10 protein-coding genes are annotated in these 12,193 nt (G+C 68.1%); 4 read left to right on the forward strand and 6 right to left on the reverse strand.

Annotated elements, in window-relative coordinates; all coding sequences use genetic code 11:
- Positions 1–12: 12 nt before the first annotated feature.
- From ACR81A_RS02095 to ACR81A_RS02115, 5 genes are all read right to left on the reverse strand, one after another.
- Positions 13–1,296, reverse strand: a complete 1,284-nt coding sequence (locus ACR81A_RS02095; protein WP_337248960.1) for a M20 family metallo-hydrolase — start codon at positions 1,294–1,296, stop codon at positions 13–15.
- Positions 1,293–2,732, reverse strand: coding sequence for an MFS transporter (locus ACR81A_RS02100; RefSeq protein ID WP_440312420.1), 1,440 nt, complete (start codon positions 2,730–2,732; stop codon positions 1,293–1,295). Before ACR81A_RS02100 ends, ACR81A_RS02095 begins: the two co-directional genes overlap by 4 nt.
- A gap of 88 nt (positions 2,733–2,820) precedes the next feature.
- Positions 2,821–3,777 carry a LysR family transcriptional regulator gene (locus ACR81A_RS02105; RefSeq protein WP_440312421.1) on the reverse strand — a complete coding sequence of 319 codons (957 nt, stop codon included), beginning with the start codon at positions 3,775–3,777 and terminating at the stop codon, positions 2,821–2,823.
- Positions 3,778–3,854: 77 nt separating this feature from the next.
- Positions 3,855–5,183, reverse strand: coding sequence for a class I SAM-dependent RNA methyltransferase (locus ACR81A_RS02110; RefSeq protein WP_440312422.1), 1,329 nt, complete (start codon positions 5,181–5,183; stop codon positions 3,855–3,857).
- Positions 5,184–5,278: 95 nt separating this feature from the next.
- Positions 5,279–6,082, reverse strand: a complete 804-nt coding sequence (locus ACR81A_RS02115; RefSeq protein WP_440312423.1) for a DUF6612 family protein — start codon at positions 6,080–6,082, stop codon at positions 5,279–5,281.
- Between the two features lie 94 nt (positions 6,083–6,176).
- Here ACR81A_RS02115 and ACR81A_RS02120 point away from each other — a divergent pair, with 94 nt between their 5' ends.
- The gene (locus ACR81A_RS02120) at positions 6,177–6,851 is read left to right on the forward strand and encodes a Maf family protein (RefSeq protein WP_440312424.1); all 675 of its coding nucleotides are present in this window, start codon (positions 6,177–6,179) and stop codon (positions 6,849–6,851) included.
- Positions 6,852–6,876: 25 nt separating this feature from the next.
- Here ACR81A_RS02120 and ACR81A_RS02125 read toward each other — a convergent pair whose 3' ends face one another.
- Positions 6,877–8,532, reverse strand: coding sequence for a PucR family transcriptional regulator (locus ACR81A_RS02125; protein WP_440312425.1), 1,656 nt, complete (start codon positions 8,530–8,532; stop codon positions 6,877–6,879).
- 169 nt (positions 8,533–8,701) lie between these two features.
- Between ACR81A_RS02125 and ACR81A_RS02130 the strand changes: the two genes are divergently transcribed.
- The 3 genes from ACR81A_RS02130 to ACR81A_RS02140 all read left to right on the forward strand — a co-directional run bounded on the left by ACR81A_RS02130 (position 8,702) and on the right by ACR81A_RS02140 (position 12,176).
- Positions 8,702–10,186, forward strand: coding sequence for a CoA-acylating methylmalonate-semialdehyde dehydrogenase (locus tag ACR81A_RS02130; protein WP_202382313.1), 1,485 nt, complete (start codon positions 8,702–8,704; stop codon positions 10,184–10,186).
- A gap of 25 nt (positions 10,187–10,211) precedes the next feature.
- Positions 10,212–11,600 carry an aspartate aminotransferase family protein gene (locus ACR81A_RS02135; protein ID WP_440312426.1) on the forward strand — a complete coding sequence of 463 codons (1,389 nt, stop codon included), beginning with the start codon at positions 10,212–10,214 and terminating at the stop codon, positions 11,598–11,600.
- Between the two features lie 117 nt (positions 11,601–11,717).
- Positions 11,718–12,176: a MarR family winged helix-turn-helix transcriptional regulator gene (locus ACR81A_RS02140; protein ID WP_440312427.1), complete on the forward strand. Its 459-nt coding sequence runs from the start codon at positions 11,718–11,720 to the stop codon at positions 12,174–12,176.
- Positions 12,177–12,193 lie beyond the last annotated feature (17 nt).

Consider the following 12,193-nt stretch of genomic DNA (forward strand, 5'->3'; position numbering starts at 1 on the left):
CGGGCGGGGCGATTAGCTGCGGGGGAGCGCCCCGTGGACGAGGCGCCACGCGACCTCGGTGAGCACTTCAACACCCACCGCCATGTCCTCGTCGCGGGAGAACTCGCGCTCGCAGTGGCTCACGCCGTCGACCGACGGGATGAACAGCATCACGGTGGGTGCGATACGGTTCATCGCGACCGAGTCGTGGCCCGCCATCGTGCGAATGCGACGGGCGTCGTGGCCGAGCGCGGCGGTGACGTCCTCCGCGAGGGCCAAGCCCGCCTCGGGGTAGAACTGGTTCTCGCGCACATCGAAGTCACGCGCGTGGATGACCAGTCCGTGCTCTGCCTCGATCTCACGGATGTCGCTCAGGATCCGCTCCCGCGCGGCGAGCACCACCTCACGCTCATCCGCGCGCAGATCGGCCACCAGGTGCACGCGCCGCGCAACGACGATGGGCGAGTTCGGCTCGAGGGTCAGCTGGCCCACGGAAGAGACGAGGGTCTCCGGCGGGAAGAGGTCGGTCACCTCGTGCACGCGCTGAATCACCTTCGCGGCGCCGAGCAGGGCGTCGTGGCGATCACCCATCAGCGTTGCGCCGGTGTGCGACTGCTCACCGAGCACTTCGATGTCGAGCTTCTGCGTGTGCCAGCTCGCATCGACCGCGCCGATGGGCAGGCCCTCTCGCTCGAGGATGCGCCCCTGTTCGATGTGGATCTCGGCGTAAGCGGCAATCTCCGGGCGCGCATCGGAACCGAGATACCCGATGGACTCGAGGGCGTCGCGGACGGTGACGCCCCGCAGATCCTGCACCGCGAGCATCTCGGCCTCGTCCTTGAGTCCCGCAAAGACGGAGCTGCCCATGATGGAGGGGGCGAAACGTCCGCCCTCCTCGTTGAACCAGTTGACGACGGCGAGGTTGAGGCTGGGCGCAGCGCCCGCGTCGCCTGCGAGGCGCGTGGCGAGACGGTCGGCCGCGTGCAGGCCGGCGATCACCCCGTACGCCCCATCGAAACGTCCGCCGAGTGGCTGCGAGTCGAGGTGAGAGCCGAGCAGCGCGTAGGGCGCACCGGGCACGAGCTCGATGAGGGCGAACTGGTTCCCGATGCCATCGACGCGCACCTCCCAGCCGCGCTGCTCGGCGAAGGCGCGGAACCACTCGCGAGTTTCACGATCCTCGGGTGTTGCTGCCTGGCGGTCAACCCCGTTGTTGGGCGTCGCGCCGATCGTCGCAACCTCGTGGAAATCGCTGAGGAACGCGTTCACCTCGGCGGTCGTGGGGGCGGGTGCCTGGCTCAGGGTTTCGGTGGTCACTGTGCGACTCCTGTCGTGCGCGTCCGCTTCAGCGGGTGGGTTTCGGGGATGCGGGTCAGAATGAGAACGAGGAGCACGACGGCCGCGGCGGTCGCCATATAGACACCTGGGCTCGCGTTGAAGCCGGTTGCCGAGACCAACCAGGTGCCGATGAACGGCGCGGTGCCACCGAAGATCGCATAGCCGACGTTGTAGCTGACCGCGGCAGAGGTGAAGCGAGTGCGGGTGGTGAAGATCTCGACGAAGAAGGTGTAGCAGCCACCGCCGTAGATGCACGCGGCGATCACGAAGATGAACTGACCGAGTAGCGCGAGCGTGAGTGACCCGGAGGTGACGAGGAGGAACGCGGGGACCGAGAGGATTGCGTACGCTGCCGACCCTGCGATGAGCATCGGCTTGCGTCCGAACCGGTCGCTGAGCCTGCCGCCGATGGGCAAGAGCAGTGCGTACAGCAGCATGGCCGCCGCATTGGCGAGCAGCGCGGCCTCCCGGCTCAGCTCGCCCGCGGTCTGCACGTACGCGACGAAGTAGCCTGAGAGGAAGTAGAAGCCCATCGCGGTGAGGCCCATCACCATGATGACCTGCAGCATCTGCAGCCAGTTCTCGCGGAACGCGTCGCGAATCGGAGTGTGCTCCTCTTGCTGCGCCTGCTGCTCGAGCTGCACCTGCTTGAAGGCGGCAGACTCTTCGGTGTGCGAGCGGATCCACAGCCCGAACAGCGCGAGCGGCAGCGCGATGAGGAACGGCACGCGCCAGCCCCACGCCTCGAACGACTCCGCCGACATGCTTTGCGAGAGGACAAGGATGAGCGTGCCGCCCACCACCGACGGGAGCGCGGTGGCAGCGAGCGTGACATTCAACCAGAAGCCGCGGCGATCCTTCGGCGCGTGCTCGAACACGAACGCGGGGGCGCCGACCGACTCGCCGCCGGCGGAGAAGCCCTGCAGCAGCCGGCAGAGCACCAGCAGCACGGGCGCCCACAGACCAATCTGCGCGTACGTGGGAAGCAGCCCGATCGCGGTGGTCGCGATGCCGATCGTGAGCAGCGTGACATAGAGCACCGGGCGGCGGCCGTAGCGGTCGCCGAGCGCCCCGAAGAACAGGCCGCCGAGGGGACGGATGAAGAACGCGACGCCGAACGCCGCGAACGTGGAGAGGAGGCCGAGCGCTGGGTTCTCTGTCGGAAAGAAGAGCGCGGACAGCGTGAGCGCGGAGAGGCCGTAGAGGCTGAAGTCGTAGAACTCGATGAACTGGCCAACGCTGCCTGCGAGAAGCACGCGGCGGCGGTCGCGGGTGAGCGAGCGACGCTCGGCGACGGAGACCGGCCCGGTGGGCAGGTTGACGGGATCGGTGGAGGGAGCTTCGGGGCTCCCCGCAGGCGGAGCCCCGAGCGGGCCCGCAGCGGCGGAAGTCTGTGTCTCGGATTGCGGCGTCATTGCGTCCTCCTGGTTTCGCCAGCTGGGGTCCCTGCGTCGGTGAAGGGGCGGGCGTGCTCCTCATCTTGGAGGAGTGCGAAGCATCGGTCTAATGAGGAGTTTCGTTCGCATGCATCGACGTTCTCGATGCGTGCGGGCGCTCCTGCGCCAGCTCCGCGCAGACTCGTGCGACGGCCAGGGATTTCTGCGTGGGCACGAGGCCGCGACGACGAACGAGCGACACTTCCGTGGGGGCGAGGGGCTCATCGATTCTGAGGGGGACGACGCGGGCGCCCGAGTAAGTGACCCCGTGGTCAAGCCACTGGTTGAGCACGGAGTAGCCGAGCCCACGTGCCACGAATGAGCGCACAGTCTCGTAGCCGAGCGAAACGTGGCGAATCCGGGGTGTGATGCCGAGCTGACGAAACAGGCTCAAGTAGTAGTCGCGCGTGTGCGGCAGATTGAGCAGCACGAGCGGCTCCTCAGCGAACTCGGTGAGGCTCGCGGAGGTGCGCCCGCTTCGCGCCACCGGGTGCTCCTCCGGCACGATCACGTGTGGCGGGATGCGGTCGATGACGGTGCGGTCAAAGCGCTCGTCGACGCCCAGGTCGTACATGAGGGCAAGCTCGCATCGGCCGTCGTACAGCGCCTCCTGCAGCGTGCCCTGATCCCCCTCGAAAAACTCGATCGTGACCCCGGGGTACCGCTCCTCAAATCGATCCAGGATCGACGGGGCGTGGAAGGGGGCGAGTGGGGCGTAGATGCCCACCGTGATCTCGCCCGTGAGCGCATCGTCGGCGGAGCGCACCGAACGCTCGATGAGTTCGGCCTCCTCAAGGAAGGCGCCGCTGCGCGCGAGGAGTGCCTTACCCGCCGGGGTGAGCTGCAGCCCGCGGCGTGGGATGCGGGTGAACAGCTGGACGTCGAGTTCCCGCTCCAGCTGCGAGATCGCGCTCGACAGGGTGGACTGCGTGACGTTCAACTCGGCGGCCGCCGCCGTCATGTGCTCGAGTCGGGCCACTGCGGCGAAGTAGCGGAGCTGGACGAGGGTGAACGACGATGTCATGCGCCCATTGTGGCAGGGCGTAGCTCGGGTGCGTCGGTGAGTCCGGCCACCCCAGGCCGGGGTGGCCAGGCGCGGGCCTACTCGCGCTCGAACACCGCCAGCGACTCGAAGTGGTGCGTGTGCGGGAAGATGTCGAAGGCGCGCAGCCCCGTCAGCTCGTACCCCGACTCGCGCAGCGTCTTCGTGTCGCGGGCAAGGGCGACCGGGTCGCACGCCACGTACACGATGTTCGCCGGTGCGAGCTCGGTGATCTGGCCGGTGACGCCGCCGCCGGCGCCCGAGCGGGGCGGATCGAGCACGACGGTGCCGCGTCGCAGCCGATCGCGCACCGAAGCGGGGGCCTTCAAGAGCTCCGCAAGGTGGCGATCCACGCGTGCCGTCAGCGCGAGCGCGCCGACCAGCTCGGCAAGGTTCTCGGCCGCGTCATCAGTCGCGGCTTCGTCCGACTCGACCGTGGTGACCTTGAGGCTGGGGCCCGCGGCCTCCGCCATCGCGGCGGCAAGCAGCCCGGCGCCGCCATAGAGGTCGAGGTTGCCCGCTGCGGGGTCGAAGCGACCGTCTTCGATCAGCTCGGAAATCGCGTCGCGTACCGCAGTGAAGAGCACGGCGGGAGCCTCGCGGTGCACCTGCCAGAACCCACCGGCGCGCACGAGGAAGCCGCGATCCTCCACGAGTTCCTGCACCGCGTCGCCGGCGCCCGCGCGGGTCTTCTCGCCGACCATGCCGAGCAGCATGCGGGGATCGTCCGCGGACGGGGCGACGAGATCGACGGTTGCGACGCCGGGCATGAAGTCGCCGAGCGGGGCGATCTGTGCGATGCCTTCGTTCGCGAGCGGCAGCGAGTCGACCGGGATCACGCGACGGCTGCGCGCCGCGTACGGCCCGACCGCGCCCGTCTCGGGATCGACGTGCAGACGCACCCGGCTGCGGTAGCCGAGGCCATTCGTTTCGTCGTCGCCGGGTGCCGCCTCGACGAGCTCCGCCAGCGTCTCCGCGAGATCCTCACCATCTTCGGCGGCGAACTCGACGCCACCGAAGCGGGACATCGCATCGGTGAGCACCTCGGCCTTCAGCGTGCGCTGACGCTCGAGCGCGATGTGACCGAATTCGGCGCCGCCCGCACGGTTCTCGGGATCCCGCTCGAGAGACGCAGCATCCCACACATGGTCGCGGCGATCCTCGGACGCGTCGACGACCGCGGTGGTCACCGCGCGCGCAAACGACTTCTTCTTGGCGTCGGTGACGCGGGCGCGCACGCGCTCGCCGGGAATCGCGTCTGCGACGAACACAACGCGACCCTCGTGGCGCGCAACGCTCACACCGCCGTGGGCGATACCGGTGACGTCGAGCTCGATCTCGGCGCCGACCTCAAGGGGCGCGCCAGCGGGGGTTTCAGGAAAAGCCATGCCCCCATTCTCCCATGGCTGAGCGGCGGCTCTGCCAGGGGAGAACGGGGGCGGTGGCTGTGCCGCGCGCCCGCGTGAAGCGCGCGGCCTGGTGACTAGCCCTGCAGCTTCGCGGGATCGATGATCTCGTCGGCCGCGGGGGCCTCGATCGATACCGGCTCGCCCCACTTCGTGTAGTTCTGCGTTGCGGTGCCGAGCCCGGCGACATTCGGCATCACGATGCGGCGGGGCAGGTCGTCCGAGCCGACGTACATCTCGTAGACGACCGATTCGCCGAGCTTCGAGACGAGCTCATCGGCGGTCGCGCCCTCGGGCAGACTCGCCGCAAACATCTTCTTCGTGTCGAGCGTCAGCGTGAGCGCGGTGGTCGTGGCGCCGTCGATCTCGATGGAGTTCGGCTCGGCCGAGAACTCGGTGAGCGCGGAGCGGAACGCCTGCAGCTGCGCCTCGGGGTTCGCCTGCTCGAGAATCGCGTCGATGCTTCCTGCGGAGGCCTCGTCTGCCGACATATCCATGTACTTGTTCTGCGACAGCGCACCCATGTTCATGTAGAGCTTGCCATCAATGAGGATGATCTCGTTCTCCATGCCCGATGCGGACATGGTCATGCGCATTTTTGCCTGCTTGGGATCCTTGGCGAGCTGCTGATCCGCCTCAAGGCCGCCATCGACGCTGTCGCCCATATCCATCGACAGGTGCATCGTGCCGGCGGCGAGCTGCGCCGCAGCGATACGTTCGATGAAGTTGTCTTCGGTGAGCGGGCCCGAGGCCGCGGGTGCCTGCTCGGAGGACGCGGCGCCATCCTTCGCGGGTGCCTCCGCCGTGCTGCAGCCGGAGAGCGCGAGGCCGCCGATGAGGAGGAGCGACGCGGTGAGAGTGGACTTCCGTGTGAGCTTCATGCTTCTACGGTAGCGCGTGTTGAAATGGGGCGCCGTGCGAACAAGCGCGCCGGATCGCACGCGCGATGCCGCCCAGAGTGCCTAGGCTGGGGGCATGCGCCTCATCCTCGCCTCGACCTCCCCAGCCCGTCTCTCCGTATTGCGCGGGGCGGGAATCGAACCCGTGTGTTTCTCCCCGGAGGTCGATGAGGACGCTGCGGTGGCCGCTCGTGAGGCGGAGCTCGGCCGCTCGCTGTCGGCTCCGGAGCTCACCGAGTACCTGGGGCGACTCAAAGCGGAAGATGTGGTGCGGCGGCACGGCGCAGAGATCGCCGAACTGGGTGGCGGGCTCGTGCTGGGCGGCGATTCGATGTTCCTCCTCGACGGCGAGATTCTCGGCAAGCCGCACGAGCCAGAAATCGCGCTCGCCCGTGCGCAGCACCACCGCGGACGCACGGGTGTGCTGCACTCGGGCCACTGGCTGATTGATTGCACGAGCGGATCGGGATCAGCGCCGAGCGCCGCCGAACTCCCCGCGGTGGGCGGAGTGGACACTGCGAGCGTGACGCTCTCGGCCGATCTCACGGATGACGAGCTTGCCACGTACGTCGCGACGGGGGAGCCGCTTGAGCTGGCCGGCGGCTTCGCGATCGATGGCCTCGCGGGCGCGTTCATCGAGCGCATCGAGGGGGCACCGAGCTGTGTGATCGGGCTGTCGCTGCCGAAGTTGCGAGAACTCGTGCGCGCGCTGGGGCACTCGTACCCGGCGCTCTGGACACCGCAGGCGTAGCGCGCCACGTCACGCGCTCGCCCCCCTAGCCCTCGCCGCGGGCTAGCAGTGCCACCGCGAGCGTGGCAATCGTGGTGCCGTCGGTGAGATCCACGTCGAGCAGCTCTTCGATCAGTGCGAGGCGCTGGTAGAACACAGAGCGGGAGAGCCGCGCGCGCTGTGCCGCGAGCGAGCGGTTCGTGGGGTGGTCGAGGTACGCGCGCAACACGTCGATGAGATCGCCCGTGTGGCCCGGCCCCGATCCCGCATCGTGTGTGAGCAGCGGGCCGAGCGTGTGCGCCGCGTACTCCTGCACTTCGGGGGCTGCGGAGAGCCCACGCACGAGGTACGCGAGGGCCTGTCGCTCCGCCTGCTGCGCCGTGACTCTGCCGATGGCTCCAGACGGGCGGAGCGAGCCGGCCGCGCGCACCCGTTCGAGCGAGGTGATGAGTGCGCGCACGCCGCGCCCCACCGCGCCGAGCGATAGGTGTGCGCGCCACGGCGCCGGGGTGGTCGACGGGAGGAGCATGTCGAGCTCGCGTGCGAGCCGTGCCGCGAGGGGCGGCGCGGCGCCTCCCGCCGGCGGTGCGACGCGCGGGTCCTCCGGTGGGAAGGAGAGCAGTGCGATGAGCGCGGCGTTGCCGCCAACGGCGCCGTCGTCGGGAACGAGGATCACCCGTCCCTCGGGCGCCACAGCGCGGCGCAGCGCGGTTTCAAGAATCGCGCGCTCAAGCGATTCGTGTGCGCCAAAGTCGCCCGTGCCGCGGAGGGTTGCTCCAAGCAGCAGGCGCTCGCTCACGGGCAGCCCCGCGGCGGCGAGCTGGGTCGCGAGTTCGGTGTCGCGCCGGTACCGCCCGCTCAGCAGTGTGTCGAAGAGCTGCTTGGAGCTGAGCTGCAGCCAGGCTTCTCCGCTCGCGTCGGCGAGCCTGCCGAGGGCGAGCGCGAAGGCGCCAAGTTCCAGCACCGTGCGCCGGCCGGCCGGGTGCGGGGGGCCGGGCAGCGCGAGGAGCCGCCCCCACCGACGCTCTTGCGCCTCGACGGTCACCCATTCGGAGCCCACGGGAAGTTCGGCACCGGCGTCGGCCGCCCAAGGGCGCAGGACACGTTCCGGATCCCGATCTGGTGCTGCCCACGCGACCACGTGCTCAGCGGAGTCTTCGAGTACCACGGGGGCGTCGAGTGTCTCGGAGAGTCGCTCAATCACGTAGTCGACTGGGCTGCGGTTGAGGCCCAGCTCGGTGAGCATCGTGTGCACCTCGGCGCGGGCCGACAACGCCTCGGTCTGGGCTGCGAGCACGAGCTGGTGGATCCGCTGCGTGATCTGCACAAAGCGCACCTCGCGGTGCAGGGTGATGAGCGGGATCCCGCGCTGCTCGCAGACCTCGGCAAGCGCGTCTGGGGCGGCCGCGAAGTGCGTGCCGAGCTCGAACACGACCGCCGCCGGGTTCGCGCTGACGAGCTTCCGAGCGAGCTCGTCGAGCGCGTCACGGTCCGTCGGCCAGCCGGCACCGGTCGTGAGGATGAGCTCGTCGCCGTCGAGGAGGTCGAGGGCGCCGGTGCCCGCGACGACGTGCGCCCAACGTAGGCTGCGGGACAGCCCGGCGGCGCCCGCGACGAGCTCGGGTTCGCTCGCCTGCAGCTCCGGCAGGGCGAGCACGTCGGACACCGTGATGGGGATGAATTCGGGGGCTGGAGTGTGCATGTCAGACACATTGTACGGAATCGGGCGAATTCTGCGATGCTTTGTCGGTCGTGTTGCGCTTCGCTCAGTGTCACACTGGGATCACCGAAGCCGAGAGCTTCGAACACATTGCCCGGAATGGCCCGGGTGATGGTAGAAATCCCACACCATGGAAAAGAGGGCGAGCAGCATGGCACGCATTCCCCACGTCATTGGCGGCGAGAAGGTCGACGCAGGCGAGCGCTACCAGGCGGTCTACAACCCCGCGACGGGCGAGCAGCAGCACGAGCTGGGCATCGCTTCGGTCGAGACCGTCGAGCAGGCCATTGCTGCAGCCCAGGCTGCACTGCCGATGTGGCGCAAGACGAGCCTCACGAAGCGCGCTGACGTGTTCTTCAACCTGCGCCAGCTGCTCAAGCAGCGCACCCCCGAGCTCTCGGCGATTGTCACCAGCGAGCACGGCAAGGTCCTCTCGGACGCTGCGGGCGAGATCGCACGTGGCCTCGAGAATGTCGAGTTCGCCTCGGGTCTCCTCCACCTGCTGAAGGGCGAGCGCGACGAGCAGGTCTCGACCGGCGTTGACGTGCACTCGGTGAAGCAGCCCGTCGGCGTTGTTGCCGCGATCACCCCCTTCAACTTCCCCGTGATGGTTCCGCTCTGGATGATTGCCTCGGCAATCGCCTGCGGCAACACCGTCGTTCTGAAGCCCTCAGAGCGCGATCCCTCCGCCTCAGTGTTCATCGCGGATCTGTTCCGCGAGGCCGGCCTGCCCGACGGTGTGCTCAACGTCGTGCACGGTGACAAGGTTGCCGTCGATACGCTGCTCGACAGCCCGTCGGTGAAGGCGATCAGCTTTGTGGGCTCGACTCCCATCGCGAAGTACATCTACGAGCGCGCAGCTGCCAACGGCAAGCGCGTGCAGGCGCTCGGTGGCGCGAAGAACCACATGATCGTCATGCCCGACGCTGATCTCAACATGTCGGCTGATGCTGCGGTCTCCGCCGCTTACGGCTCGGCTGGCGAGCGCTGCATGGCCGTCTCGGTCGTCGTTGCCGTGGGCAACACGGGCGACGAGCTCGTGCAGAAGATCGCCGACCGCATGAAGGACCTCAAGATCGGTGACGGCACCGACCCCGCATCGGAGATGGGCCCACTCATCACCAAGGAGGCCAAGGAGCGCGTCGAGTCCTACGTCGCAGGCGCTGCGGCCGAGGGCGCGACCGTGGTGGTCGACGGCCGCGAGACCCAGTTCGAGGGCAATGGCTTCTTCACCGGCGTCTCGCTGATCGATCACGTGAAGACCGACTCGAAGGTGTACCGCGAGGAGATCTTCGGCCCCGTGCTTGCAGTGGTGCGCGTTGACACCTACGAAGAGGGTGTCAAGCTGATCAATGAGCACCAGTTCGGCAACGGCACCGCGATCTTCACGCGTGACGGCGGCCTGGCGCGCCAGTTCGAGTTCGAGGTTGAGGCCGGCATGGTGGGCATCAACGTGCCGATCCCTGTGCCCGTCGGCTCCTTCTCCTTCGGCGGCTGGAAGGATTCGCTCTTCGGCGACGCACACATCTACGGCCCCGAGTCGGTGCACTTCTACACCCGCTCGAAGGTCGTCACCACGCGCTGGCCGAACCCGGACCAGTCGAAGGTTGACCTCGGCTTCCCGAGCAACAGCTAAGACGGATTCGAAGGAGACTGCAGTCATGGCTGACTACATTGATCTGAACGGTGCCGAGCAGCAGTTCGGCGACACCGAGGCGCAGCGCGAGGTGCGCGCAAACGATCGCCAGTACGTCTTCCACTCGTGGTCGGCGCAGGGGGCCATCAACCCCCTGCCCATCGCGAAGGGCGAAGGCGTGCGTTTCTGGGACTACGACGGGAACGAGTTCCTCGACTTCTCGTCGCAGCTCGTCAACCTGAACCTGGGGCACCAGCACCCCGGTCTCGTGCAGGCGATCCAGGAGCAGGCCGGCCGCCTCGCGACCATCCAGCCCGCAATGGCAAACGATGTGCGCGGCGAGCTCGCGAAGCGCATCGTTGAGCACTCCTTCGAGGGTGCGCGCTCGGTGTTCTTCACGAATGGCGGCGCGGACGCGATCGAGTACGCCGTGCGTATGGCGCGCCATCACACCGGTCGCCAGAAGGTGCTCTCGCGCTACCGCTCGTACCACGGCTCCACCGGCACCGCGATCACCCTCACGGGTGAGCCCCGCCGCTGGGCGAACGGCACGCTCGACGCGGGCGTCGTCCACTTCATCGGACCGTACGCCTACCGCTCGGCGTTCTACGCTGAGACCCCGGAGCAGGAGTCGGAGCGTGCGCTTGCGCACCTGCGTCAGACCATCGAGCTTGAGGGCCCCGGCACGATCGCCGCGATCATCCTCGAGTCGGTCACCGGCACGAACGGCATTCTCGTGCCGCCGCCCGGTTACCTCGAGGGTGTGCGTGCGCTGTGTGACGAGTACGGCATCGTGATGGTCTGCGACGAGGTCATGGCCGGCTTCGGCCGCACGGGTGAGTGGTTCGCCTACCAGGCGTTCGGCGTGAACCCCGATCTCGTCACCTTCGCGAAGGGTGTCAACTCGGGCTACGTGCCGCTCGGCGGCGTGGTGATCAGCGAGGCGATCCACGCCACGTTCGAGGAGCGCTCGTTCCCCGGCGGCCTGACCTACTCGGGTCACCCGCTCGCGTGTGCGGCCGGCGTTGCCACGTTCGACATCTTCGAGGAAGAGGGAATCCTGGAGCGCGTGCGCGATCTGGGTGAGCGTGTGGTGCGCCCGCGCCTCGAGGCGATGGCGGCAAAGCACGCATCCGTCGGCGAGGTCCGTGGCACGGGGCTCTTCTGGGCCATCGAGCTCGTGAAGAACGCCGAGACGCGCGAGCCGCTCGTACCGTTCAACGCGGCGGGCGAAGCTGCGGCTCCGTTCAACGCGGTTGTGGCGGCGTGCAAGGCGAAGGGGCTGTGGCCCTTCGCTGCGGGCAACCGCCTGCAGGTGGCGCCCCCGCTGATCATCTCCGAGGAAGACCTCATTGCGGGCCTCGAGATCATCGATGCGGCACTTGATGTCGCAGACGGCTACGTCACGGCGTAATCGCCGAAGCAACGCAGGGCCGGATCCCATTGGGATCCGGCCCTGCGTCGTTGTGTGGACGTGGGCCCCGCGGCAATGAATAGGTGAGCTATGTAAATAGTGCTACTCTGTCTGACTATGAGCCAAGAAATCGCCACAGCTGCCGCGAATAAGCATCGCACTGCTCTGGATCTGCTCGTCGCCACGAGCCGGTTTACGCGCACGCTCGGCCGTGTGCCTGGAGTGCACTACTCGACGGTCGCTTGGCGAGTGCTCGGCGAGGTGAGCCGTACGCCGACCCGCATCAGTGTGCTCGCCCAGCAGCAACGAGTGGCGCAGCCCACGATGACTGCTCTGGTGCAGCGGCTCGAGGGGGAAGGGTGGCTGACGCGCGGCCCCGACCCCGAAGACGGGCGCGCCACGCTCGTCGCCGTGACCGACGCAGGCCGTGCTGCGCTCGCCGATTATCGGCAGAGCGCCGCGGCTGCGGTCGATCCGCACCTCGCGCAGCTCACTGACTTCGATCGCGCCACCCTTGTGCGCGCCACCGAACTCCTGCAGCAGCTCAGCGACCAGATCGACGCTGACACGCGCTAGCCGGGACCCATCGCGCC

Source organism: Leucobacter chromiireducens, from assembly GCF_051993095.1.
In the GTDB taxonomy this organism is placed as follows: domain Bacteria; phylum Actinomycetota; class Actinomycetes; order Actinomycetales; family Microbacteriaceae; genus Leucobacter; species Leucobacter chromiireducens.